General features: G+C 59.7%; 24 protein-coding genes, 1 tRNA gene and 1 riboswitch. Of the genes, 12 read left to right on the forward strand and 13 right to left on the reverse strand.

Going from position 1 to position 25204, the window contains the following annotated elements; all coding sequences use genetic code 11:
- Positions 1-307: 307 nt before the first annotated feature.
- Both WA845_RS18425 and WA845_RS18430 read right to left on the reverse strand, forming a co-directional pair.
- Positions 308-841: a DUF1003 domain-containing protein gene (locus WA845_RS18425; RefSeq protein ID WP_035210951.1), complete on the reverse strand. Its 534-nt coding sequence runs from the start codon at positions 839-841 to the stop codon at positions 308-310.
- A 116-nt stretch (positions 842-957) separates the two neighbouring features.
- Positions 958-2898, reverse strand: a complete 1941-nt coding sequence (locus WA845_RS18430) for a sulfatase-like hydrolase/transferase (RefSeq protein WP_162719172.1) — start codon at positions 2896-2898, stop codon at positions 958-960.
- Between the two features lie 227 nt (positions 2899-3125).
- Between WA845_RS18430 and WA845_RS18435 the strand changes: the two genes are divergently transcribed.
- A complete protein-coding gene (locus WA845_RS18435; protein WP_112554461.1) occupies positions 3126-4805 on the forward strand; it encodes an NAD+ synthase in 1680 nt (559 codons plus the stop codon).
- A 266-nt stretch (positions 4806-5071) separates the two neighbouring features.
- On the opposite strand, the gene WA845_RS18440 is transcribed toward WA845_RS18435, so the two are convergent.
- Positions 5072-5449 (reverse strand): glyoxalase superfamily protein, encoded by a 378-nt coding sequence (locus WA845_RS18440; RefSeq protein ID WP_112554459.1) that lies wholly within the window; start codon positions 5447-5449, stop codon positions 5072-5074.
- Positions 5450-5641: 192 nt separating this feature from the next.
- Between WA845_RS18440 and WA845_RS18445 the strand changes: the two genes are divergently transcribed.
- Together WA845_RS18445 and bluB are read left to right on the forward strand one after the other, a co-directional pair.
- On the forward strand, positions 5642-6472 hold the full coding sequence (locus WA845_RS18445) for a TolB family protein (protein WP_112554457.1): 831 nt from the start codon (positions 5642-5644) through the stop codon (positions 6470-6472).
- A 70-nt stretch (positions 6473-6542) separates the two neighbouring features.
- Positions 6543-6725: riboswitch (cobalamin riboswitch) on the forward strand.
- A 95-nt stretch (positions 6726-6820) separates the two neighbouring features.
- The gene (gene bluB / locus WA845_RS18450; RefSeq protein WP_022556236.1) at positions 6821-7537 is read left to right on the forward strand and encodes a 5,6-dimethylbenzimidazole synthase; all 717 of its coding nucleotides are present in this window, start codon (positions 6821-6823) and stop codon (positions 7535-7537) included.
- Positions 7538-7741: 204 nt separating this feature from the next.
- On the opposite strand, the gene WA845_RS18455 is transcribed toward bluB, so the two are convergent.
- From WA845_RS18455 to WA845_RS18465, 3 genes are all read right to left on the reverse strand, one after another.
- Positions 7742-8839, reverse strand: coding sequence for a DUF2865 domain-containing protein (locus WA845_RS18455; protein ID WP_162719171.1), 1098 nt, complete (start codon positions 8837-8839; stop codon positions 7742-7744).
- 149 nt (positions 8840-8988) lie between these two features.
- Entirely contained in the window at positions 8989-9381 is a 393-nt protein-coding gene (locus WA845_RS18460) for a VOC family protein (protein WP_004442037.1), read from the reverse strand.
- 122 nt (positions 9382-9503) lie between these two features.
- Positions 9504-11819, reverse strand: a complete 2316-nt coding sequence (locus WA845_RS18465) for an NADP-dependent malic enzyme (RefSeq protein ID WP_004442036.1) — start codon at positions 11817-11819, stop codon at positions 9504-9506.
- A gap of 229 nt (positions 11820-12048) precedes the next feature.
- Here WA845_RS18465 and WA845_RS18470 point away from each other — a divergent pair, with 229 nt between their 5' ends.
- Entirely contained in the window at positions 12049-12888 is an 840-nt protein-coding gene (locus tag WA845_RS18470) for a UDP-2,3-diacylglucosamine diphosphatase (protein ID WP_006697377.1), read from the forward strand.
- Between the two features lie 297 nt (positions 12889-13185).
- Here the strand turns inward: WA845_RS18470 and dgcA are convergent, their stop codons facing one another.
- Positions 13186-14169 carry an N-acetyl-D-Glu racemase DgcA gene (gene dgcA, locus WA845_RS18475; protein ID WP_112554455.1) on the reverse strand — a complete coding sequence of 328 codons (984 nt, stop codon included), beginning with the start codon at positions 14167-14169 and terminating at the stop codon, positions 13186-13188.
- Positions 14170-14312: 143 nt separating this feature from the next.
- Here dgcA and WA845_RS18480 point away from each other — a divergent pair, with 143 nt between their 5' ends.
- Genes WA845_RS18480 through WA845_RS18495 form a run of 4 tightly spaced genes read left to right on the forward strand, consistent with a single transcriptional unit; the run spans position 14313 to position 18320 of the window.
- On the forward strand, positions 14313-15473 hold the full coding sequence (locus tag WA845_RS18480; protein WP_004442030.1) for an ABC transporter permease: 1161 nt from the start codon (positions 14313-14315) through the stop codon (positions 15471-15473).
- Positions 15474-15483: 10 nt separating this feature from the next.
- Positions 15484-16323: an ABC transporter ATP-binding protein gene (locus WA845_RS18485; protein ID WP_004442028.1), complete on the forward strand. Its 840-nt coding sequence runs from the start codon at positions 15484-15486 to the stop codon at positions 16321-16323.
- Positions 16324-16331: 8 nt separating this feature from the next.
- A complete protein-coding gene (locus WA845_RS18490) occupies positions 16332-17702 on the forward strand; it encodes an MlaD family protein (RefSeq protein WP_004442026.1) in 1371 nt (456 codons plus the stop codon).
- A gap of 15 nt (positions 17703-17717) precedes the next feature.
- Positions 17718-18320 carry an ABC-type transport auxiliary lipoprotein family protein gene (locus WA845_RS18495; RefSeq protein ID WP_107341221.1) on the forward strand — a complete coding sequence of 201 codons (603 nt, stop codon included), beginning with the start codon at positions 17718-17720 and terminating at the stop codon, positions 18318-18320.
- A 59-nt stretch (positions 18321-18379) separates the two neighbouring features.
- On the opposite strand, the gene WA845_RS18500 is transcribed toward WA845_RS18495, so the two are convergent.
- Positions 18380-18817, reverse strand: coding sequence for a PACE efflux transporter (locus WA845_RS18500; protein ID WP_004442023.1), 438 nt, complete (start codon positions 18815-18817; stop codon positions 18380-18382).
- 259 nt (positions 18818-19076) lie between these two features.
- Here WA845_RS18500 and WA845_RS18505 point away from each other — a divergent pair, with 259 nt between their 5' ends.
- The gene (locus tag WA845_RS18505; RefSeq protein WP_004442022.1) at positions 19077-19235 is read left to right on the forward strand and encodes a hypothetical protein; all 159 of its coding nucleotides are present in this window, start codon (positions 19077-19079) and stop codon (positions 19233-19235) included.
- A gap of 148 nt (positions 19236-19383) precedes the next feature.
- Complete coding sequence (locus WA845_RS18510) at positions 19384-19635, forward strand: hypothetical protein (RefSeq protein WP_004442021.1); 252 nt, start codon at positions 19384-19386, stop codon at positions 19633-19635.
- A 131-nt stretch (positions 19636-19766) separates the two neighbouring features.
- Here the strand turns inward: WA845_RS18510 and WA845_RS18515 are convergent, their stop codons facing one another.
- From WA845_RS18515 to WA845_RS18525, 3 genes are all read right to left on the reverse strand, one after another.
- On the reverse strand, positions 19767-19955 hold the full coding sequence (locus tag WA845_RS18515) for a hypothetical protein (protein ID WP_004442020.1): 189 nt from the start codon (positions 19953-19955) through the stop codon (positions 19767-19769).
- A gap of 263 nt (positions 19956-20218) precedes the next feature.
- Positions 20219-20443 (reverse strand): hypothetical protein, encoded by a 225-nt coding sequence (locus WA845_RS18520; RefSeq protein ID WP_004442019.1) that lies wholly within the window; start codon positions 20441-20443, stop codon positions 20219-20221.
- 201 nt (positions 20444-20644) lie between these two features.
- Positions 20645-20896 (reverse strand): hypothetical protein, encoded by a 252-nt coding sequence (locus tag WA845_RS18525; RefSeq protein ID WP_004442017.1) that lies wholly within the window; start codon positions 20894-20896, stop codon positions 20645-20647.
- Positions 20897-21298: 402 nt separating this feature from the next.
- On the opposite strand from WA845_RS18525, the gene WA845_RS18530 reads away from it, so the two are divergent.
- Positions 21299-21742, forward strand: coding sequence for an energy transducer TonB (locus tag WA845_RS18530; RefSeq protein ID WP_022556229.1), 444 nt, complete (start codon positions 21299-21301; stop codon positions 21740-21742).
- Between the two features lie 161 nt (positions 21743-21903).
- On the opposite strand, the gene WA845_RS18535 is transcribed toward WA845_RS18530, so the two are convergent.
- Together WA845_RS18535 and WA845_RS18540 are read right to left on the reverse strand one after the other, a co-directional pair.
- Positions 21904-21979 (reverse strand) — tRNA-Lys (locus tag WA845_RS18535).
- A 154-nt stretch (positions 21980-22133) separates the two neighbouring features.
- The gene (locus WA845_RS18540) at positions 22134-22388 is read right to left on the reverse strand and encodes a GlsB/YeaQ/YmgE family stress response membrane protein (protein WP_004442014.1); all 255 of its coding nucleotides are present in this window, start codon (positions 22386-22388) and stop codon (positions 22134-22136) included.
- Positions 22389-22525: 137 nt separating this feature from the next.
- On the opposite strand from WA845_RS18540, the gene WA845_RS18545 reads away from it, so the two are divergent.
- Entirely contained in the window at positions 22526-25144 is a 2619-nt protein-coding gene (locus tag WA845_RS18545) for a mechanosensitive ion channel family protein (RefSeq protein WP_034498936.1), read from the forward strand.
- The last annotated feature ends 60 nt before the right edge of the window (positions 25145-25204 follow it).

Below are 25204 nucleotides of genomic sequence, written 5' to 3' on the forward strand. Positions count from 1 at the left end.
AGCTTCATCCCGCACGGCACTGCCGAACGGGTGATCGCTAGAGAGGTCGGGCGATTGCCCGGCTGCGACTCGGATGGGTTTGGTGTGGGTCGGATGCGTTGCGCAGCCGGGTCTTTCACCATGCCGTATCTCGCAAGGACCGTGCACTGCACCCTGCGACATGGTCCTTTCCACGAACGTTGCCAGCGTTCCACCACCAGGACCGTCCTTTGGTTTCCGCCACGTCTGGCGTCCACCCGGCAGGACTGCGACCAATATAACAGCCTGTCGCGGAGCGGGGAAAAGCGGGGGGAGAATTTTTCCGGTGTCAGTCTTCCTTGCGGGTGACGTGGCGGTGAAGTGCTGCAAGGTCCTGCCGCAGCGCAGCCAGTTCGGCCAGCACTTTCACATCGATCTTTTCATGCAGTGAAAGCACTTCCAGTTCTGCCTTCAGATTCACCTCATAATCCTTGGCGGCCTCGAAGCGGTCGCGGGCGGCCTGACGATTCTGCGACATCATGATGATCGGCGCCTGAATGGCCGCCAGCATGGAAAGAAGCAGGTTGAGGAAGATGAAGGGGTAGGGATCGAAAGCGCGGGTTGTCAGTACGATGGTGTTGATGATAGCCCAGAAAATCAGGAAAAAGCAGAAGCCGAGGATGAAACTCCAGGAACCGCCGACCCTGGCAATCTTGTCTGCCAGCCTGTCGCCGAAACTGGCGCCGGCGGAAAATTCCGCATTAATATCGCTCGAAACCAGCTTTTTCTGGTGCGCCAGCTCGAGAATGCGCCGTTCCACCTCGCCGATTTCACGAGAGGAGCGCTTGAAATGAGAGACGATATAGTCGGAGATATCTGACACGGGCGTGTCTCCGGTTCTGATTGGCGGTGCGGAGCTTTCCCGAGATAAACCCGCATGATGGCGGAATTCAAACGTTTTCCGCCACCATGCGTTCAGGCGTCCCTCGCCGAAATTCATTACACCGACGGCGCGCCCTCGTGCAGCCAATTGAAGCCGGGGAAAAAGCGCTCTTTTCCATATTGCTTGCCGAACATCATGTCGAATTGCAGCAGGCGATAATTGCGCACCACGTCAGGGACCGCGTTCGGCGCGATCGACCAGTCGGGCAGGGCATCGCCGCCGGCCGTCACCAGCATGTGCCGGTCGATCACGGAAAAGGCCTGCTGAACTTCGCCCAGCGTGCCGGTATAGAATGGATCGGAAAAGCCTGCGGTCTTCAGCACGTGATAGGGCAAGAGCGCCGGGCTGATGGTGCCGATATTCTTACGCACGCCCTTCTTCGAAGACCACACGACGAGCGGCGTCTCGTGCTCCTTCTTCATCACCTCAAGCGGTGCGCGGCGGCTTGCCACCATGCCCGGCATATAGCCGCTTTCCACGAAGGTCTGGCCGAGCGGCGGCAGATGATCGCCGAAGAGGACGATGATGGTCTCACGATCGCGCTTCTTTGCCCAGCGCATCAGCTTCAGCAGCGCTTCGTCCGCTTCCACCACCCCTTGAGAATAGGTGGCGAGCGCCTGCGAGGCCGAAGCCGAGAGTTCGCCCTCAATGCCGATGGTGTTTTCGGCGTAACGGTTTGTCTCATAGGGGCCATGTCCCTGCAGGGTGACGGCAAAGAGGAAAAGCGGGTTCTGCGTCCGGTCCGCCGTCGCCATGATCTCTTCCATCAGCGCGTCGTCGGAGGCAAAATTGCCGCGTTTTTCCATGGCCGGCAGCGTCTCTTCGGAGCGGAATTCCTCGAAGCCGAAATTTTTATAGACCTGCTTGCGGTTCCAGAACCATTCCTGGAACGGATGAACTGCGATGGCGGAATAACCTTCGCCGCGGAAGAAGCTGGCGAGCGAGGGCACCGGGCGGCGGATATATTGCTGGTAGGGAATGCTGCCATAGGGCAGGAAGGCGTTCGAGAAGCCGGTCAATGCCTCGAATTCCACATTTGCCGTCATGCCGCCGAACTCGGGCGAAAACACGTTGCCGGACTGTTTGGCGCGGATGGTCGGCATGGGATCGGCCGAGAGATTCACGTTTTCAAGCCGGGTCGGATCCCACAGGGATTCGCTCATCAGCATGATGACGTCAGGGTAATCACCCTTGTTGGCGGCGAAAGATGCCGGTTCCGAGGTGAGATCGGCGATGCTGTTTTCGCCGTAACCCTCCGGCGCCGAGACATTGGCCATGGGAATATTGAAGGCGAAGGCCATCAGGAAGCCGTTGTGGCGGTAGTTTTCCTGCTGATCCCACATCATGGGGATGATGTTGAGGCGATCGCGCACCCAGGAATAATGCGAATAGTCCATCAGCGAGGCGAGGCTGGCGAGAAGCGGCAGCGCCAGCGCAAGGCCGGCGGCGCGCTCACGCCAGCGCAATACCGGCGAATGACGGTGCGCCAGCAGCCAGAGAGCCGCGAGGGAGGCAATTGCGGCGCTGAGGCCGACACCCACCAGCATCGCCGTAAAAGGCTGCGCCTTCAGCATGGTTGGTAAAAGTTCGAGAATCTGCCGCCCGAACAACAGGTCTGAGGGATAAAGCGGATCGGAAAGATAGGTCTGTTTCTGCGCTGAGATCAGCCCCACCAGTGCGCAGAGCGGCGCGACCGCTATCAGCGAAAGATAACGCCGGCCGAGGATCGAATCCAGCGCGACGAGAAGGGCGAGCACGGCGGCAATGGTTGTCATGCCCGGACGCGCGGAGGAGGTGATGAAAGTGCCGACATCCTGAAGCGAGCCGCGGACGACCCATTCCAGCGCCACGACGAGCACGACGGACGCGACCGTCAGGTTGGCAAGCGTGTAGGCCGTGCCTGAAAACTTCGAAAGGCTCCTTGTCCATGCAGGCGAAAAGACAAAACCAGCCTTTTCGGAAGCCGTTGTTTTTGGCGCCGAATCTCTCAAACCCATACTCCGGTATTTCAGGCGCCAGCACCGATCCGGGGAGGTGAATCGGGTGTCGCAAAAGTGTCATGTAACTGTCACATAAGCGCGATGAACGCGACATGAACTTTATGGGATGTGCATATAAGCGCGATAACCTTCGCGTGAGGGCGGCTGTGTCGAGAAGCGCACGAATGAATGCAAGTGGGAATTGCTGCGTTGCGGAGCGATCACGGGCGCGGTATTGAAGGGTTATGAGCGACAGACACGATATAGAGAACCATCTCCGGATTGCCGTCGGGCAGTTCAATCCCACCGTTGGCGACGTGGCGGGCAATCTCGCCAAGGCGCGTGAGGCAAGGGCCGATGCGGCAACGCAGGGCGCCGATCTTCTGCTTCTCACCGAACTCTTCATTTCCGGCTATCCGCCAGAGGATCTGGTACTGAAACCTGCTTTTTTGAAAGCATGTCTGAAAGCGGTGGAAGAACTGGCGGAGGAAACCGCCGATGGCGGGCCGGGTATCGTTATCGGTTTTCCGCGACAGGGCGAGACGGGTCGGCACAATTCCGTGGCGCTTCTCGATGGCGGCAAGATCATTGCGCTGCGCGACAAGATCGACCTGCCGAATTACGGCGAATTTGACGAAAAGCGTGTTTTCTCCGAAGGGTCGATTTCCGGGCCCTATAATTTCCGCGGCGTGAGGATCGGCATTCCGATCTGCGAGGAAATCTGGAACGACATGGGCGTCTGCGAGACGCTTGCCGAAAGCGGCGCGGAAATCCTGCTGGTGCCGAACGGGTCGCCCTATTACCGCGGCAAGCTGGACGTGCGCCATCAGGTGGCACTCCGGCAGGTGATCGAAAGCGGCCTGCCGCTGGTTTTCGCCAACCAGCTGGGCGGGCAGGACGAGCTGGTGTTCGATGGTGCGAGCTTTGGCTTCAATGCCGACAAGACGCTCGCCTTTCAGATGAGCCAGTTCGAAGCCACGCTTGCCGTCACCGACTGGAAACGCACAGCGGATGGCTGGCGCTGCGAAAGCGGGCCATTTTCCAAGATTCCCGAGGGTGAGGAGGCGGATTACCGCGCCTGCATGCTGGGCTTTCGCGATTACGTCAACAAGAACGGTTTCAAGAGCGTGGTTCTCGGCCTTTCCGGCGGGATCGATTCGGCGATCTGCGCCGCCCTTGCCGTCGATGCGCTGGGTGAGGAGCGGGTACGCTGCATCATGCTGCCTTACCGCTATACCTCGGAAGAATCGCTGAAGGACGCCGCCGATTGCGCCAAGGCGCTCGGCTGCCGTTACGATATCGTGCCGATCGTGGAGCCGGTGGAAGGTTTCCTGTCTGCGCTGTCAGAACTTTTCGAGGGCACGGAAGAGGGCATTACCGAAGAAAACCTGCAGAGCCGCACGCGCGGCACCATCCTGATGGCCGTTTCCAACAAGTTCGGCTCAATGGTGGTGACGACGGGCAACAAGTCGGAGATGTCGGTGGGTTACGCCACGCTTTATGGCGACATGAATGGCGGTTTCAACCCCATCAAGGACCTCTACAAGATGCAGGTCTATGCCATTTCCAGCTGGCGCAACGCCCATGTGCCGCCGGGCGCGCTCGGCCCTTCCGGCGAAGTGATCCCCGCCAACATTATCGCCAAGGCTCCATCGGCCGAATTGCGCCCCAACCAGACCGACCAGGATTCGCTGCCGCCGTACCCGGTGCTGGACGATATTCTCGAGTGCCTTGTCGAGAAGGAAATGTCGGTCGAGGAAATTCTGGCGCGCGGCCATGATGTGGCGACCGTGCACCGGGTCGAACATCTGCTCTATCTCGCCGAATACAAGCGCCGGCAATCGGCGCCGGGTGTGAAGATCACCAAGAAGAACTTTGGGCGGGACCGGCGTTATCCGATCACCAACCGGTTCCGGGATCGGTAGGGCGTTTTGGGGAAGGCACGTTTAACGCCGTCCCTGCTTGATGAATTGGGCAAGCGCATTGTGAGACGGTGCGGCATATTTCTTCTCCCTGCCGGGGAGAAGGTGGCCCAAAGGGTCGGATGAGGGGGCAACCCCTCCGTATATGACGAAGCTTGCTAGCCCCCTCATCCCGCTGCCGCGCCCCCTCGGGGAGAAGAAACAAGTGGCATGCGATCGATCCACAACGGAGCGTCTTGATTGGCGCGGAAAACTCCGCGCCGCTCACCTCAAATAACCTGCCCCACATCGATACGATTGCCGTCAGGGTCTTCAAACACAAAGGCCCTTAGACCGTAATCCTTGTCCTGCAGGCCCTTGATGATGCGCAAGCCCTGGCTCTTGCAGAGCGCATGCAGCGCGTCCACATCGCTCACCATCATATGCGCCACATTGAAGGGCGCTGCCTTGTGGCTGGGCTGCAATGTCAGGTGCAGCTCGGCATTGCCCTGTTTGAGGATCATGAAGCCCACAGGGTTGCCGTTTGCGAAGGTCTTTTCGAAGCCGAGCAAGCCGACATAAAAATCATGGGCCTTTTCGATATTCTTGACAGGAAGCATTGCGGCGATCCGCCCGAAGCGGATGCCGTGATCGGCGATGGTATTCATCGCGGAACCTCGGATCTGGGACAAACGGGGAGGGCCACGGACGGTGCCGGGGCGCTGGCGTTTTTTCCGGTTTGAATTTGCAGGACGGTGCCTGCCGCCCTAGGATCATAATCGAGGCGATGGTGGATGCAAACGGAATGTCTGCGTCACCAAGCGCTATGAATGAGAACACGGACCCGCCCGGGAGGCAGAATGCGCAGCTCCATCGAAATTTTCAACATCCGCACCCGGCAGATGCGGGTGGTGTGGCAGACGCCCGATCTTTTCGAAGCGCCGAACTGGTCGCCGGATGGACAATATCTGCTGTTGAACAGCGATGGGCTGCTTTATCGCCTGTCCCTTTCCGGTGACGCGTCGCCGGAGAAGGTCGATACCGGCTTTGCCACGCTCTGCAACAACGACCACGGCATTTCGCCTGACGGTTCGCTTTATGCCATTTCCGACAAGGTGGAATTCGGCAAGAGCGCCATCTATCTCCTGTCCGCGGCGGGCGGCGCGCCGCGGCTAATGACAAGGAACCTTCCTTCCTACTGGCACGGCTGGTCACCGGATGGGAAAAGCTTCGCCTATTGCGGCATTCGCGATCAGATTTTCGATATCTATTCCATGGACATAGACAGCGGCGTTGAGACACGCCTTACCCATGGTGAGGGCCGCAATGACGGGCCGGATTATTCGCCTGACGGCGCGTGGATCTATTTCAATTCCAGCCGCACCGGACGGATGCAAATCTGGCGGGTGCGGGTGGATGGCTCAGCCGTGGAGCGCATCACCGACAGCTCCTATGGCGACTGGTTTCCGCACCCGTCACCAAGGGGGGACAAGGTTGTCTTCATTTCCTATGACGGCGACGTGTTCGATCATCCCCGCGATCTCGACGTGCGGGTGCGGCTGATGGATATGGATGGCGGCAATGTCGAAACGCTTTTCGAGCTGTTTGGCGGGCAGGGCACGATGAACTCTCCCAACTGGTCACCTGATGGCGACGAGTTCGCTTATGTCAGATATTTCCCGGTGGAGTGATGAAGGTAAGGTGCGGCAGGCCACATTGCCGCACCACCTGCACGGCACTTGTGTTCGCAAGCTTTTTTGCCCATAGCTTCACCCGTCAGGTGCCCGCCCTTCGGCGGGAGAATCGGGAATCCGGTGAAAAACCGGAACGTGCCCAACGCTGTGAGGCGGATGCTCTTTTTCTCATGCCACTGGAGCAATTCGGGAAGGCGAAACGGGGCGGATGAAGCTTAGTCAGAAGACCGGCCTGGCAGGATGGACCGAACCGCGCGGACGGCGGCAGGTTGCTGGAAAGCGCGTCGTCGCTGCAAACCTCCCATGGTTTCGGCACCGGCCCGCCCGCATTGTTAGGGATAAACGATGCCGACCGAACCGCCCGTCACCACGCCACTGGACGCTAACCCGTTCGATCACGCGCTTTCACCCGCCCGCCCGTTTTCCGGGGAGGAGCGCGAGGCGATCTACCGCGCCATCGAGACGCGGCGTGATGTGCGCGATCAGTTCCTGCCGGACCCGCTACCGGATGATCTCGTCGAGCGCCTCCTTAAAGCGGCGCATGCCGCTCCCTCTGTCGGTTTCATGCAGCCGTGGAACTTCACCCTCGTCACCGATGGCGCCGTGCGCCAGGCGGCATGGGTGGCCTTCAGCCGTGCCAATGAAGAGGCGGCGGCGATGTTTACGGGTGAAAAGCAGGCGCTTTATCGCAGTCTGAAGCTCGAAGGCATCCGCAAGGCGCCGCTCAGCATCTGCGTCACCTGCGATCCGACCCGTGGTGGCAAGGTGGTGCTGGGCCGCACCCATAATGCACGCACGGATGTCTATTCCACCGTCTGCGCCATCCAGAACCTCTGGCTCGCGGCGCGCGCCGAAGGCGTCGGCGTCGGCTGGGTCAGCATTTTCCATGACAGCGATATCAGGGCCATTCTGGATATCCCCGATCATATCGAGATTGTCGCCTGGCTGTGCCTCGGTCGTGTCGATACGCTTTATACCGAACCGGAACTGGCGGTGAAGGGCTGGCGGCAGCGCGTGCCGCTGGAGGAGCTTGTGTTTCGTAACCGCTGGGGTGGGGTGTAGACCCGGAGGCCTGCGAACAGGGCGGGACGTTGCCGCGCATTTCTTCTCCTCGCCGGGGAAAAGGTGGCCCGAAGGTCGGACGAGGGGGTAACGGCGGAGATTTTCGGAGAGCTTGCCCCCTCATCCCGCTGCCGCGGACTTCTCCCCGCCGGGGAGAGGAAACAAGGGGCACGCGCTCGCACCATTCCGCGTGCAGAAGAGACTTCACTGCTGTGGCTGGATACCCTTCAGCGCCGGGTTCTTCAGGTCGATCTTGCCGGTCTGGTCCGGCAGGAATTTGGGCCCGATGACACGCACTTTTGTGTCGTTCGGGTCATAGTCGCGCTCAGGAACAGGTTGTTCCGGCGGCTTTGCGGCCTGCTGCTCGGCGGGCTTCGGAGCCTTGTCACCTTGGGGCGATGGAATGGTGGTGATGCTGGAATAGGGCTTTTCGGCTTCCGGCCGCGACGCCTGTTCCTGCTTTTGCATCTCCTCGTGATAGGCGGCCATGTTGCAGGCGCAGCCGGGCGCTTTCGTTGAGGCATTGCGATAGGCGAAGGCGGTCGGCAGGTCCTTGTAGGGTTTGCCGGTTTCAGCGGACACCATGTCTGCTGTTTCCTGATCCTTCATGGAGTGGAAATAGAGCTCCGTCTCGGTTCCCGGGCACATTTTCTGGCACTGTTCGGCCTGGGCGCGGAAATCGAGCGGCGAGGCGTTGGAGGCGATCGGGAAGAATGAGCCGTCGCAGGTGCGCACGCAGAGTGTGCGAAGCCCGCCCTCCGCGGCGTTGGGGTAAGGGGAAAGGCCCGCCTGTCCCGGCTCACCGCCATTCTGCCTGAAGGCATCGGGATAACGCGTCACATCGGGTGCAGGCGATGCTTGACGGTTCATCTCCTCAGCGGGGGTGCAGCCATTGGCATCGAGGGCGGCAAGAATGCGCTCGCGCCTGGTATCGCCGTCGTCGCTCCTCGCCGCCGCCATGGCGTCGTCGCGATCGCGGATGATCGCGTCGCGTTCGGCCTCGGCATCCACCAGCGCATCGCCGATCTCGGCGCAGAGCCCGGCATTGGGATTGCCATAAACGATGACGCTGCCGGACGAGCAGCCATAGCTGCGCATGTCGTTCCTGATCTTGCGGATGACGATGTTCTGGTGGGCAAGCGCATTGGCATAACGCCGCACCTCGCCCGTGTTGCCGATGACACGGGGTGGTTCTCGCAACTGTTGATAAAGCGTATCGCACACCTGATCCGCAAGAGCGGCGGCAGGAGCAATGAAAACAAGGGGAAGCAGAAGGCCGATGATGCGGCTGCGCCGGGTCAATTGTGCGATCCGTTTGATGTCCCCGGCGGTGGCAGGGGTGTTATGCTTCAGGAAATCCGTGTTTCAGGAAGATAACATAAGCTGTTGCCGCATTGCGGCAACAGCATGTTCAAAACTGCGTTAACGCCGACCGCGTGTCGCTTTTCCACCTATTCGGCGGACACGAATTCGACCTTGATCCTGTCAGGGTCTTCAACGAACAGCGCGTAATAATTTTTATCGCCGTTCGCATAGGGGTATCGGTCGTCATAGAGAACCGAAACATGGTTTTGGGCGCAATGCATCTTGAGTTCGTCCACCACGCCGCGAGACGCGACCTGAAACGCGAGATGATTGAGCCCAACGCCGCAACGATGATAATCGCGTTCACGATGCTTTTTCTCCACCTGTACGAAGGTCAGGTAGGCATCCTTGTCATTTGCGATAGTAAAGCCGCTTTCCCAACGGGAGGCTACATCGTAGCCAATCTTTTGCAGAATGCTTGACCAGAACTGAAACGATTTTTCGATATCTGAAACATATATCTCAACGTGATCAAGCATATCTTTCGCTCATAAATAATAAAATAAAATATTAAATCTAAAAATCTGTATTATTTTCTATACTCGCAACTAAAAAGCCGCACGTCAATGCGCGCGGCTTTCTGGATCAATTTAGCGGGGTGTTAGACCGAAGGATGCGACGCCTGCACCACGGCGAAGGCCGCCATGTTGACGACGCCGCGCGAGGTGACGCTGGGCGACAGGATATGGGCGGGCAGGGCCGTGCCGAGCAGGATCGGGCCGACATGCAGGCCTTCCGTCAAGGTGCGGGTGACGCCCAGCGTGATGTTGGCCGCATCGAGGTTCGGGAAGACCAGCAGGTTTGCTTCGCCGGTCAGCACGCTGTTGGGCATGGCGCGTTTGCGCAGCGCTTCCGACAGGGCCGAGCCACCCTGCATTTCGCCGTCCACTTCCAGTTCGGGTGCAGCCTCCTGCACGATCTTCAGCGCGCGGCGCATCTTGCGGGCGCTTTCGGAATCGCGCGAGCCGAAATTGGAATGGCTGGCGAGCGCGATTTTCGGCGTGATGCCGAAGCGGCGGATTTCCTTCGCGGCGAGAATGGCCATTTCGGCCACTTCTTCCGATGTCGGGTCGTTGTTGACGAAGGTATCGGTGAGGAACAGCGCACCCTGCTGGGTGATGAGCAGGCTGAGGCCGGCGAAGGAGCGGACGCCGTCCTGCTTGCCGATGATCTGGTTCACGTCGCGCAGATGGCGGTCGTAACGGCCTTCGAGGCCGCAGATCAGCGCATCGGCTTCGCCACGCTTGACCGACAGCGCACCGATGACAGTCGTGTTGGTGCGCACGATGGTACGTGCCGCTTCCGGGTTGATGCCGGCGCGGCCGACCAGGGCGAAATAATCATCCACATAGTCGCGGTAGCGCGGATCGTCTTCCGGGTTCACCACGGCGAAATCCGTATGCGGGCGGATGCGCAGGCCGAAGCGCTTCAGGCGCGTTTCGATGATCTGCGGGCGGCCGATGAGGATCGGGATGCCGGTGCCTTCTTCCAACAGCACCTGGGCGGCGCGCAGCACGCGCTCGTCTTCGCCTTCGGCAAAGATGATGCGCTTCTTTTCGGCGGCCTTTGCGGCGTTGAAGACAGGCTTCATGATGAAACCCGAGCGCCAGACGAAGCGGTTCAGCTGGTCGAGATAGGCTTCGAAATCGGTGATCGGCCGGGCGGCGACGCCGCTTGCGGCGGCAGCACGGGCAACGGCCGGGGCAATGCGCAGGATAAGGCGCGGATCGAAGGGCGAGGGGATGAGGTAGGTCGGGCCGAAGATCGGCGTTTCGCCGCTGTAAGCCTTGGCGGCCACTTCGGAAACTTCCTCACGCGCGAGTTCCGCGATGGCCTGCACGGCGGCCATCTTCATTTCCTCGTTGATCGTCGTCGCGCCGCAATCGAGCGCGCCGCGGAAGATATAGGGGAAGCAGAGCACGTTGTTGACCTGGTTCGGGAAATCCGAACGGCCGGTGCAGATCATCGCGTCCGGGCGGGCGGCACGCGCCTCTTCCGGCATGATTTCTGGCTTGGGGTTGGCAAGCGCGAGGATCAGCGGGTTCTCCGCCATGCGCTCCAGCAGTTCCGGCTTCAGAACGCCTGCCGCCGACAGGCCGAGGAAGACATCGGCGCCGTCGATCGTTTCGGCCAGCACGCGCTTGTCGGTCTTCTGGGCGTAAACTTCCTTCCACTCGTCCATCAGCGTATTGCGGCCGTCATAAACGAGGCCCTCGATGTCGTGGACCCAGATGTTTTCTTTCTTCGCGCCCATCGCAACGAGGAGATTGAGGCAGGCAAGGGCTGCCGCACCGGCGCCCGAGGCAACGATCTTGACGCTGGACAGGGACTTTCCGGCCAGTTCCAGAGCGTTGGTGACAGCGGCGGCGACGATGATCGCGGTGCCGTGCTGGTCGTCGTGGAAGACGGGGATGTTCATCTTCTCGCGCAGCTGGCGCTCCACCTCGAAACACTCCGGCGCCTTGATGTCTTCAAGGTTGATGCCGCCGAAGGTGGGTTCCAGCGCCGCGATGGTGGAAACCATGTCGTTAATGCCGGGCGCGTCGATCTCGATATCGAACACGTCGATACCGGCGAATTTCTTGAAAAGGACGGCCTTGCCTTCCATCACGGGCTTGGAGGCAAGCGGGCCGATATTGCCGAGGCCAAGCACGGCCGTGCCGTTGGAGATGACGGCGACGAGATTGGCGCGCGCGGTGTAATCCGCCGCCATTTCCGGATTTTCATGGATGGCGAGGCAGGGTGCGGCGACACCCGGCGAATAGGCGAGCGCCAGATCGCGCTGGTTGCCGAGCGGCTTGGTGGCCTGGATCTCCAGCTTGCCGGGGCGCGGATAGCGGTGGAAAAAGAGCGCCTGTTCTTCGATGTCGGCCTTTGCCGTGTTGGCGGGCGTGTTGTTCTTATCGTGAGAGGTCATGTCTTCCACCGTCGTATCTGGTTTTATTTCGGACCCCTGAATACAACAAACTTCCCCGTGGTACAGCCGTTATTTACGGGCGTCTTATGCAAATGCGGCCACGGCTTATTCGCGTTTTCGTGAAGCGTTTCGTCATATTCCCTGCAAAAAACGGCCGCTGTCATGTTGCTGAAACACGAGTCTGGTTCTGAGAGGGAAGAAAGCCGCAGGGACGCAACCGAACAGGGGGATGAAATCCGTGGCCGGTCAAATCGAAACCAGACAGTTCAGAACGCTTTTCATTTCGGATGTTCATCTTGGTTCCAAGGCGGCCAAGACTGACTATCTGCTGGACTTCCTCAGACATCACGAGGCCGAAACGATCATCCTCGTCGGTGACATCGTCGACGGCTGGCGCCTGCGCCGCAGCTGGTACTGGCCGCAGGGTTGCAACGACGTGGTGCAGAAGCTGCTGCGCAAGGCCCGCAAGGGAACCCGCATCGTGTATATTCCCGGCAATCACGATGAATTCCTGCGGGAGTTCCCCGGCATGCATTTCGGCGGCATCGAAGTGGCCGAGCGCATGATCCATGAGGCGGCCGACGGCAGGAAATATCTCATCATCCATGGCGACGAGTTCGACGTGGTGGTGCGCAACGCCCGCCTGCTCGCCTATCTCGGCGACTGGGCCTATGACGCAGCAATCGCCATCAATATCGCCATCGCCGCCGTACGCCGCCGCATCGGCCTGCCTTACTGGTCGTTTTCGGCCTGGGCCAAGCTGCAGGTGAAACACGCCGTCAACTTCATCGGTGAATTCCAGCGTGTGGTGGCGGATGAAGCCCGGCGCAACAATGTCGACGGCGTGATCTGTGGCCATATTCACCACGCCGTCATGGAAGACATGGACGGCATACGTTACATCAACACCGGCGACTGGGTGGAAAGCTGCACGGCGATTGCCGAGAACGCCGATGGCAGCTTCGAGCTGATCACCTGGATGCAGACGAGCGAAGTGGTTGCCGAGCAGACGTCGGACGAAATGGAGCCGGTGAATATTCCGGGGCTGATTGGCAAGCACGCGGCGTGATTGGAGCGTTTGACGGGCGCTGATGGTAGGCTCACCTGTAAACGAGTGTTGGTTGAAATTGTAGCATCCGCATACCGTCATCCCGGCCCTGAGCCGGGATCCAGTGCGATCAAGTCTTTGATCGCGTAAGACTTATTTCTCACGGCGCAGACGCGCCGTGGCTGGATGCCGGATCAGGTCCGGCATGACGGAGGTGAGGCTTTAGAGGCTTCTCAGTAACCTTCCGGTGACGCACCGGAGAGAGGGTGCGAATGCAGCCTCTAGGCACCAACCCAGTCCGGACCCTTGGCGAGAGCTCTACCCCCACAATTCCGGCCGCGCCGGATAAACAAGCGACCCTTCATAAACCAGCCCAGGCTCCCGATCCTCGGCCAAAAGCAGCGGGCCGTCGAGATCGGCAAAGGCCGTGCCCTGCGCGGCAAGCACGGCGGGCGCCATGCCCAGCGAGGTGCCGAGCATGCAGCCGACCATGATGGTGAAACCGAGCCTTTCGGCCTCCGCCTTCATGACAAGCGCCTCCGTCAGGCCGCCGGTCTTGTCGAGCTTGATGTTGATCGCGTCGTAGCGGTCGCGCAGGCCGGTGAGGTCCTTGGTGGAATGCACGCTTTCATCGGCGCAGATCAGCACCGGATGGTCGATACGGGAGAGAATGGCGTCCTTGCCGGCGGGCAGGGGCTGTTCGATCAGCGATATCTTCAGCTCTGCCGCAAGCCTCAGATAATATTCGATATTGTCGTCGTTCCAGCCTTCGTTGGCATCGATGATGATGCGCGCCTCGGGTGCGGCTGCGCGGACGGCCCGCAGGCGGGCTTCATCGTCGGCTGTGCCGGTCTTGATCTTCAGAAGCGGACGTCCGGCGTTCTCTGCGGTCTTTGCGGCCATGGTCTCCGGGTCTGCAAGCGAAATCGTATAGGCTGTGACGAGCGGCTCTGCCTCCTGTCCGAGGACCTGCTCGGCGACGCTCTGGCCGCTCATCTTCGCCTCGATATCCCAAAGCGCGCAATCCACCGCATTACGGGCCGCACCCGGTTTCATCGCCTGCTGCAACTCCTGCCGCGTGACGCCTGCGGCGATCCGCTCCGCCATCGCCTCGATATCGGCAATGACGCCTTCGATGCTTTCGCCATATCGCGGATAGGGCACACATTCACCTCTGCCGGTGAAGGAACCATCGCGGATGGTGCACGTTACGACATCCGCATGCGTCCGGGTGCCGCGTGAAATGGTGAAGCTGCCAGCAACGGCGAAACGTTCTGTTGTGGCTTGAAGGTAACGGGGCATGTTTTTTCACTTCCGATTGGGCGTCAAATGACACATGACGCCAAATTTATCACGAATTGTCGGCTGCCACTGTGGCTTGCCGGAGGCCGAAACGTTATGAAACCTTTAAGAATCTCGTGACGGCTGCATTCGCTCGGAGCATTATGCAAGAACAGGACACACGGCAACAGGCGACCCCGGCCGCAATCACCGAAGACGGCACCGTCTCCGGCGGCGGCCTGCGCTATGTCATGAGCGGCTCCTGGCGCAACAGTAATCTCTCCGCCGTTTTACCTGATCTCGATAAGATCGAAAAAAGCAGACCCGCCGGCCCGGTGGAGATCGAGCTTTCCTCCGTCGAGTCCATCGATACGACCGGCGCCTGGATCATCCAGCGCCTGCGCAAGGACCTCGAGGCGAATGGTGCGACCGTCACGCTCAGCGGCAACGACCGTATCGAGCAGGTGATCGGGCAGCTGCCCGACAAGGCGGAGATGGAGGCGGAGCCGGTCGCGCGTGAGGGACTGGTGGAGCGCATCTTTTCTCCGATCGGCAAGGCCGTGGTCCAGAATGGCGCGGATTTCCTGGCGGGCATGTATATTCTGGGTTCGGCAGTGCGCGGTGCGCAGATGAAGCTCGGACGCGGGCGCGGCGTCTCGCCGGCGGCAATCGTCAACCAGATTGACCATATGGGCGTGCGCGCCGTGCCGATCATCATGCTGATGTCGTTCCTGATCGGTGCCATCATCGCCCAGCAAGGCGCGTTCCAGCTCAGATATTTCGGGGCTGAGGTCTTCGTCGTCGATCTGGTCGGCATTCTCCAGCTGCGTGAAATCGGTGTGCTGCTGACTGCGATCATGATCGCCGGCCGCTCCGGCAGCGCCATCACCGCCGAAATCGGCTCCATGAAGATGCGCGAGGAAATCGACGCGCTGAAGGTGATTGGCCTCAATCCCGTGGGCGTGCTGGTGTTCCCGCGGCTGGTGGCGCTCACCATTGCGCTGCCGCTTCTGACCATTCTCGCCAATTTTGCCGCGCTTTTTGGTGCTGCCATCGTGGCGCTGCTTTATTCCGGCATCACTTTTGAGGTGTTCCTCTCCCGTCTGCATGGCGCGGTGGAGGAATCGACCATCGCGGCGGGCATGATCAAGGCGCCGTTCATGGCGCTCATCATCGGCATCGTCGCGGCGGTGGAGGGCATGAAAGTGGGCGGCTCGGCGGAATCGCTCGGCCAGCACGTCACCTCCTCGGTGGTGAAGTCGATCTTCGTCGTCATTCTGGTGGATGGTCTTTTTGCCATCTTCTACGCAGCCATCGATTTCTAGGGAGGGCGCGTTGGAAACACTGGACCAGAAACCGCAGCAGCAGACAAAAACCGGAAAAGACGGCCGCGAGGTGGTGCTTTCCGTCGAGGGCGTGACAGTCGGCTTTAACGGCCGGAACGTGCTGGAAGATCTCAATCTCGATGTCTATCGCGGCGAAATCCTGGGTTTCATCGGTCCCTCCGGGGCCGGAAAATCCGTGTTGATGCGCACGGTCCTGCGGCTTTTGCCACGGCAGGCGGGCACGATCAGCATTCTCGGCTCTGATTATGACAAGGCGGGCGAGGACGAGCGCATGAGGCTCGACCAGCGGCTTGGGGTGCTGTTCCAGCAGGGCGCGCTGTTTTCCGGCCTGACGGTGAAGGAGAACATCCAGCTGCCGATGCGCGAATATCTCGATCTGCCGAAGAAACTGATGGACGAGCTTGCCTATCTCAAGATCGAGATGGTGGGGCTGAAGCCCGATGCGGGCGACAAATACCCGTCCGAACTGTCAGGCGGCATGATCAAGCGCGCAGCGCTTGCCCGGGCGCTGTCGCTCGATCCCGACCTCGTCTTCCTCGATGAGCCGACGTCCGGCCTCGATCCCATCGGGGCGGCGGAATTTGATATGCTGATCGCGCGGCTGCGCGATTCGCTCGGCCTGACCGTTTATATGGTGACGCACGATCTCGACAGCCTGTTCTCCGTCTGTGACCGCATTGCGGTTCTCGGCCAGAAGAAGGTGCTGGTGGAAGGGACGCTGCAGGACATGTTTGCCTGCGACGACCCGTGGGTGCAGTCCTATTTCCGCGGTAAACGGGCGCGCTCTGTCGTTCTTCCGGACGACAGGCAGGAACATCCGGTGGAGTAACGAGAAGCATGGAAACCAAGGCGAACTACACCATAGTCGGAATTTTCACGCTGATCGTGATCGCCGCTGCATTCGGCTTCGTTTACTGGATGGCGGAATTCGGCCGCGGTGGCCCGACAGCACAGCTTGTGGTGCGTATTCCGGGCTCCGCCAATGGCCTTTCGGTAGGCTCTCCGGTGCGCTTCAACGGTATTCCCGTCGGCACGGTGCGCGGGCTTGCAATCGACCGCGACGACCCGGCCTATTCCATCGCCTTTACAGAGGTACAGGCGGATGCGCCGGTTTTCCCTTCCACACGCGCCGTGCTTGAAATTCAGGGCCTGACCGGAGCGGCGTATATCGAGCTTTCCGGCGGCAACAAGGATGGCGAGCGCATTCTGCAGAAAGCCGTCGAAAGCGGTGTTCCGGCCGAGCTGACGGCCGATCTTTCCAGCGTCACCAACCTGCTTGCCACCGCCGACAAGATACTGAAGCGCGCCGATGGCGCCATCGGCGAATTGCAGGGCTTCGTGCAGGATGCGCGCGGCCCGCTGACGCAGACGGTTCGCAATGCCGAAAAGTTCTCCGATGCGCTGGCGGCAAACTCCGATGGCATCAAGAATTTCATTGCCAGCCTCAGCTCGCTTTCCACCACCGTACAGTCGGTCTCGGTGCGCCTCGACGGCACGCTGAGCGCCATCGAAGATCTGGTAAAGGCAGTGGATGCCGGCAAGATCGATTCCATCCTGTCCAATGTCGACAAGGTGACGAAGGATGTCGCGTCGGCTTCGAGCGATATTCAGGGCATCATGGAAACGGTGCAGAGCACGGCGCGCAATTTCGAGGCGGCAAGCACGGAAGTGCAGACGGTCGTCAAGCGCGCGGATGAGCTTCTCGCCTCCGTCGATCCCGCCAAGGTGGGCACCGTGGTTGACGACGTTTCCTCTGCGACCGCCGATGCGCGCGATGCTGTCGCGAACTTCAAGCGGATCGCCGATGATGTGGGCGCACGGCGCGCCGATATCGATCAGGCGGTTTCCGATTTCACCGAGATGGGCCGCAAGCTGAACCTGGCCTCCAGCCGCGTTGATGGGATTCTCGCCAAGGTGGACGGCATGCTCGGCACTGACGACGCCAATTCGCTGTTTGCCAAGGCGCGTGAGACGCTCACCTCCTTCAAGGCGGTGGCCGACAATCTCAATGCCCGCATCGGGCCGATCGCCGACAATCTGACCCGCTTCTCAAGCTCGGGCCTGAAAGATTTCCAGGCATTGATCGGCAGCACGCGACAGACGGTGGACAATCTCAACAATGCCATCACCAATATCGACCGCGATCCGCAACGGTTGATTTTCGGCGGCGAAACCGTGAAACAATATGACGGCAGAACAAGGCGCTAAGAGGGGTATGGGCCAATGAGACTATCGATGAACGGCCAACGCCGCGCCCTCGTTCTGGCTCCGCTGCTTGCTGCAATGATGGCGGGCTGCGCGGGCGCGCCGAAGAACGATACGTTCGATCTCTCCGTCTCGCCGGCGGCGGTGACGCAGGGGCCGTCGCTGAAAAGCCGTCAGCTGCTGATTGCCGATCCGACCGCCCTGAAGGCGCTGGACAGCGAAAACATCGTGGTGCGGCTTTCGGGCTCGGAAGTGCAATATCTCGGTAACTCGCAATGGAGCGACCGCCTGCCGCGTATGGTGCAATCCAAGCTCGTGGAAGCGTTCGAGGATACCGGCAAACTCGGCGGCGTCGGCCGGCCGGGGCAGGGGCTGGCGATCGATTATCAGGTCGTGAGCGATATCCGTGCCTTCGAGATCGATACGGCGAAGAACCTCGCCAATATCGAAATCTCGGTGAAGCTCCTCAACGACCGAAACGGCACGGTGAAGGCGCAGGAGGTGTTCCGTTCCAGCGCCCGCGTCGGCGGCTCAGGCAACGCCAATTTCGTGAAAGCACTCGACCAAGCCTTTGCCGCCGCGACGCGCGAGATTGTGGCCTGGACGCTGAAGTCTCTCTGACGGTTGGTCCGTGCAGGCGCGGTGCCGGCACGGACGCTATCGGTATTTTCCCGATCGTTTCAGGCGGCGTCCTGCTGCGACTTCCATTCCGGCAGGGGGAAGACGCGGTCGTAGCTCCAGTTGAAGACAAAAGCATAGACCACGTAAAAAAGCGCGAAGGAGATATCCATCACCAGCGCGTGGGCAAGGCTGATATTAAGATACCAGGCGATGAAGGGCATCAGGACGATCAGCAGGCCGAGTTCGAACAGCACCGCGTGCCCGACCCGAATGGCGGGTGTCTTGAGCGTCGTGCCCTTCAGGCGCTGCATGGCGTGGTCGAAACCGAGATTATAGACGTAATTCCAGATGGTCGCGAGCGTGGCGCTGACGAGGCCCACGACGCCGATATCCTCCATGGGCATGCCAAACAGCAATGCGCCGAGTGGAATGACCAGCAGAAGCCCGATGATCTCGAAACTGAGGGCGTGGCGGATACGATCTTGCAGGGAGCGCATTCTATTCTCCGGTTTGTGACCGGGCCGTCCCGCATGCTGTCGCCGATGTGGCCGAGGTCGTCCTCGCGCCTGGTCATATATAGCTTTCGGGCGGATTTTTCAAGCATGGGGGACTTGGGGAGTGTTCCGCCTGCTTCGTCTCGCCGCCGCGGAAGAAAAAACAGGCGGCGACGCGTTCATTCTTTCGACTGCAACAACGAAACCGTGATCGGAACAAGAACAGTGCATTTTCGTTATCGCTTACGGAAGGAGTCGTGCAATGCAGCAGAATTCCCTCGAAGGAAGAACGATCAAGGCCGCCAACCAGGCTAAGGTTTCGACTTACACGCCAAGCCTGATTTCCCTCAAGGGAAGTTACGTGGCGATGATATTTCGCAGACCGCTTTGCGGAAATCCGCTGGATCTGCGGAAGAAATAACAAAGCATGGCCAGTTCTGGCGCGCCATTCGCATATCGAAACGACGACTACCGACGTTAAGTTTATAAGGTGTCTCTAAAGTGTGATTTTCAATCCGGTTCGTCTCCACCTAGACTGGAGATTGCCATAAAAGCGAAGGGAGAATGACATGAAATCAGTTCTCATTATCGCCGCTGTCTTTGGTTTTTCCGCCAGTGCAGCGCTTGCGGAATGCGCGGGTCATGAAAAGATCAACGCTTCCGTCCCTGCCGTCGACCGCGAATTCAAAACCGCAAGCATCGTTCCGCCGACGGAACCGGCTGACAAGCCCGTCGTCATCCTGAAAAAGACCGATCGCCTTCCCGCCGCGGCGGTTGCCACCACCGGCGAGCCCGAAGCCGCAATGCAACGCATGCAATAAGACAGGACCATGATCTCTTCATTCTGAAAATCCCGTGCTCGATGTGATCCGCACGGGATTTTTCATTACCTGGCTGCGTCGCGCCGCCGCCGTTTTGCAGCGTTTGAACGTCACCAGAAAGGCAGACAGCCTCAGCTGTCGAGCTTCAGCGACAATTGCCGCGGTCCTTCGCTCTTCTTGAGCACGTAAAGCGGCCGGGTGATGATGACCTCGGTGCGCCGCTGCAATTCGCGCCGGCGTTCCAGCGCGCGCTCGCGCATGTCACGGGAACGGGCCACGACGGTGAGGGCATTTTCTATGGTTGCGTCTGCTGTGTTCATCGCTGACCTCCATAATGTTCACTATATGTTCTCATTATTGGCCGCTTGTGTCAACACTAAGGCAGGCTGTCAGCGCCATTCCGACATTGCTGGGTAAACAGGGGCGTATCACGTGGCAGCGGGCGTGGGGCCCGGCACGGCTCCGCAAGGCGCATCATGCGCCTGCGGTGAAGGCGTTTAGCCTACGCCAGCCTGGGGATCGGTGTGTGGGGATGGATATCAAGATTGCCCGGGCGCTGATCCGCCCCGGCGGCAGGGTGCATTCAGGAGTGGGGGCGTTGGTCCGGCGCTGCGAGCGTCGATAACATATCGGTGAGATGTTCGCTGGCGAGCGCCACGATGGCGAGTGCGGCCTGCTGGCGGTTCCAGCCGGCATGTTCGGCTTTTTCAATGAGCCCCTGAATGGAGGGTTCCAGTGCGAACTGGCACTCGGCCTGATAGTCCATGGTGTCGATCGAAAGCGACGGGGAATTGATTGCGGCCCGCATCGTTTGGTCTCCCTGTTTTCCGTCATGTCCTTCAAACGCGAACGCAAATTGGAACATGCACATTCAGAGGCCGGTGATACCGGATATGCCCCACAGGGCCCGATATCACTGGCAGCGAATCCCCCAGCAGGCGGGAGTTAACGGCAAGTGCCTGTCGCTGTCAACGAATGCCCGGTAGCGATGAGGCGGGGATGCGCTTTTTCAGAGGCTTCGGTTGCGGAAGGGTTTTCGTCTCCAGATCAGCAGAGCCATGACATAAAGCGCGAAAAGGACGAACCATGTGACCGGAAGCACCATGAAAAGCGCCGCGAAAGCACAGCTTCCCTCGAAACAGGAGCCGAGGAGCCCGGAATCGGCAAGGGCTGCCGATAATAAAAACGCACATACCCCGCTCCCGACCGCGCCGAGGACGAACAGCAATATGGTGATGAGTAATCTCATAATCTCGATCATAGGGATGATTGAGACAGCTTTGCGGAAGTAACGTCACCGCAACGCCGAGAATCGCGCTTTCGTCCGCTTCATCGCAAGAATTTGAAGAGGCATCCCGGGATCGTTGGGTGCCTCGACGCAGTATGACTGAAAAACCGCCCGGGGGTTATGTCAATTTCCTTTCTGGGGCGCTGTTTTAATGTATATCTTGATTAAGAGCGGTATATTGTGTAATATATTGTGCAATATAAATATTATTTTGATAGATTTTAGAAAGTTAATGAGTATTTTTGATTCATAATTTTGTATCTAGGTTAGGCGATATATCCGATTTTTATTTCATTGATATTTTAGACATCACTTACTGACAAGCGGCACGGGCTCACCATCCTGCGGCTGTGTCGCGAGGAAAGGATAGCAAATTTGTTCATTCTTTCATTCCCGGCTTGCCCGACCGGCAAGCTCTCGGGCCTTGTGGCCTGCGCCATCGTGCTGACAGGTTTCCTGACGCAGGCTTCCGCTCAGTCGCGCGCCTGCAACGACCCTACACCTGTTGGCAATCTCAACGAAATGTTCGATGCCATCTTCGCCTGCTGGGTGCCGCCGGAGGACACGGAGGGACTGGTGGTGACGCTGCAGTTCATTTTGCACAAGGACGGAAGGATAAGGGACAAGGTGGTGGTGATTGCCGCGCGCCCGCAGGAGGATAGTCCAAGACGCAGGGCCTTCATCGAATCCGCCATCGAGGCGGTAAGGCGGGCGGCACCTGTTCCCTTTACCGAGCAGTTTGGAAGCCGTATCGCCGGCCGGCCGCTGGCGCCGCGTTTTGTCGGTGTAAAAGAGCCTGTGCCAACGCTGGAACTTTAGAGGAGGCCAGGCGAAAACACGCGACGCTTCGAGCGCTGGCGTCGTGACTGCCGCAGCAATTTTACTGCTATCGCGCGGAATGCCCGACCTAAGACGAGGCTTCCGAAGCTCACGCGATGCTTCAATCCGGCATCGCAACGTCTTGTCACTATGGAGAAATTTGGTGGGTGATGTAGGGCTCGAACCTACGACCCGCTGATTAAGAGTCAGCTGCTCTACCAACTGAGCTAATCACCCGACCGGCACCGTGTGGCGGTGTGAGGGGGCGTATAAAGGGGAAGTTTGGGCTTGTCCAGCGCGTAAATGAAATTTCTTCGATTTTTGTGACGAAAAAATTTCGGCCGCGCTGGAAAAGCCTGGAAATCCGGGGTTTACGGATTTTTTCTTTTCGTCATCCGCGCCTGAACGCCCGCCCGATAAAGATGAGGATGCAAGCGCCGATGAAGCCGGCGATCAAATATCCCAGCCAGCCGGTCAAAACGATTCCGAAGACCGAAAGGATGGCGTTGGCGATGATGGCGCCGACGATTCCGAGAAGGATGTTCATGAAAACACCCATATTGCTTTTCATGAATTGTTCGGCGAGCCACCCCGCGACGCCACCGATGATGATGGCTGCAATCCAGCCAATGCCAGCAGATTCCATGATTTCCTCCCATGTTTGCTGCACGATCAAAGGTGATGATTCGAGCGGGGAAAAGCAAGGTAAACTCCTGAAAACCTCGCTTCATGCGGGTGGTTTTCCGCGCTGCAGGCGCTAAATAGCCTGATGCGGTGCAAGAGATGAAAGGCGTGGATGTGCGGTTGATGTTTGGCGGATGGATGAGCGGCAGGCGAGTGCTTCACAAGCGGGCGGGCCGTGGCCGGCGGAGCGGCGGACTTGCCGCCTTTCTGGTCGCGATTTTTGCGCTTTTCAGCGTCTTGAGCGTTGCGCCTGTCTCGGCGCAGGAGGCGACGACGCCCACGGCGCCGGGCGCCATCCAGCCCTCGACCATCGAGCAGGCAAAAGCCGATCTGGAAAAATGGAAATCGGATCTGGCGTTTATTTCGGGACAGGTGGAGGCAGGCGGACGCGATGACGCCCAGCTTGTCGATCTCAAGGGGCGGGCGGACGGTATCGCCGCCGATGCTGCCGCAACCAACACCAAGCTTCGAGCGCGGCTGGACCAGATCAAAACCCGGCTGGATGCACTGGGTGCCGCGCCCGGCGAAGGGCAGCCTCCGGAAGCCGACATGGTGACGGACGAGCGTAACCGGCTGACGGCGGAACGCGGCGAAGTGAATGCCATGGCCGGCGAGGTGGAGGCCACGGCCAATAATGCCGCACAAATTTCCAACAATATAACAGCCGTCCGCCGGGCGCTGTTTGCCGCAACGCTGTTCAAGCGAACGGAAGTCTCCGCCGAGACGCTCGGTGATGCCTCGTCCGCCTTCCTGACGGAGCTCACCAACCTCAACAATGCGTTCAGCAGCTGGGCAGCCTATGTATGGAATTACAAGCGGCTGCCGATGTTCGGGGCGGTGACGCTGTCGATCATGGCCGCATTGCTGTTTCTGGTTGGCGGCTACCGTCTTTTCGGCAGTCGTATGGAGCGGCGCGCCTTCACGGGGGCACCATCCTATTTGAGACGGCTATCGGTGGCCTTCTGGTCCACCATGGTGCAGTCGCTGTCGCTGTTCCTGTTTTTGCTCACGTCGGCGTTTTTCCTTGATAATTTTAACGTGTTGCGGTCCGACATCGCGCCGATCCTGTTCGGCGCCATGGCGGTCACGGGCTTCGTTTATTTCGTGTCGCGGCTGAGCTATGCGATCTTTGCGCCGACGCAGCCGGAATGGCGCCTGCTGAAGGTTTCCAATCGCGGCGCACATCAGCTGTCCTCGGCCGTGCTTTTGATGGCGCTGGTGAATGGTCTCGATTATCTGTTCGGCACCATCAGCGAGACGCTTTATTCGCCGCTTATCGTCACCGTTGCCAAGAGTTTCGTCGCCTCGATCATCATCGGTCTCATTCTGCTCGCCGTATCGTTCCTGAGGCCGGTGATCGGCGAGGGGCAGGATTATGAGACTGGCAACCAGCGCCTGCCGCGCTGGCTCGTCATTCTGCTGCGCATCGGCGGCCTCGTTCTCATCGGCGCGTGCCTGACGGGTTATGTCGGTCTTGCGCGCTTCCTCGCCACGCAGATCGTTGCGACAGGCGCGGTGCTGGCCACCATGTATATCGGCATTCTCTCAGGCAAGGCCATTTCCCGGCAGGGCGCCTTCGCCGAATCGCTCGTCGGCCGTTACCTTGCCCGCCGTTATGGCCTTGGACCCGTGCCGCTTGATCAGGCCGGGCTTGTGGCGGGGCTTGGCATCTATGCCGTGGCCTTGACCTTCGGTGTGCCGCTTATCCTGTTTTCCTGGGGCTTCCAGCCCGGCGATATAGAAAGCTGGGCCTATCGCCTGCTGACGGGTATCACCGTCGGCAATGCCTCGATCTCGCTGATCGGCATTTTCGGCGGCATTCTCGTCTTCGCCATCGGTTACATCATCACCCGCTGGTTCCAGAAGTGGCTGGACAGCAACGTCATGGCGCGCGGCCAGGTGGATGCCGGCGTGCGCAACTCCGTCAAAACAGGCATCGGATATCTCGGCATTGCGGTTGCGGCCATCTTCGGCGTGTCTTCCGCCGGCCTCAACCTCTCCAGTCTGGCGCTGGTCGCTTCCGCCCTTTCGGTCGGTATCGGTTTCGGCTTGCAGAATATCGTGTCGAACTTCGTCTCCGGCCTCATCCTGCTGGTGGAGCGCCCCTTCAAGGTGGGCGACTGGGTGGTGACCGGCACGACCGAAGGCACGGTCAAGCGGCTTTCGGTGCGCGCCACGGAAATCGAGACCTTCCGCGGCCAATCTATCATCGTGCCGAATTCCGAATTCATCAATTCCTCCGTTGGTAACTGGACGCACCGCAACCGCATCATGCGCGCTGAAATCCCGGTCTCCGTTGCCTATGATTCCGATCCGCAGCGGGTCATGGACATTCTGCTTGAGCTGGTGCGCGCCCAGCCGCCGGTATTGCGCAATCCCGAGCCGCATGTGGAATTCCTCCGTTTCGGCGACTTTTCGCTGGATTTCGAACTGCGCTTCCATCTCGCAGACCTCTCGAATGGGCTTGCCGTGAAGAACTCCCTGAGGATCGCCATTCTCCAGCGCTTCCGCGAGGAGGGCATCGCCATCCCGTTCCCGCAGCGCAACCTCAACATCCACGTGGAAGGCGACGCCAATCCGCAGATGCTGGCAGCCCTGCTTTCGGAGGAGGGCGACAAGGCGGTGGTGGCCCATACGGGGGCAGCTGCGCCGGAGAAAGAGGCACCGAAAAACGACAAGGCGACAGAGCCGAAGGAGAAACCCGGCGCGAAAGCGTAGATCGCTGTTGATCGCGGACATTGAGTTCCGGCCAAGGGTGCTCGCCGCTTTTCCACTTCT

Source organism: Agrobacterium sp. CMT1 (assembly GCF_037203725.1).
Taxonomy (GTDB): Bacteria; Pseudomonadota; Alphaproteobacteria; order Rhizobiales; family Rhizobiaceae; genus Agrobacterium; species Agrobacterium pusense.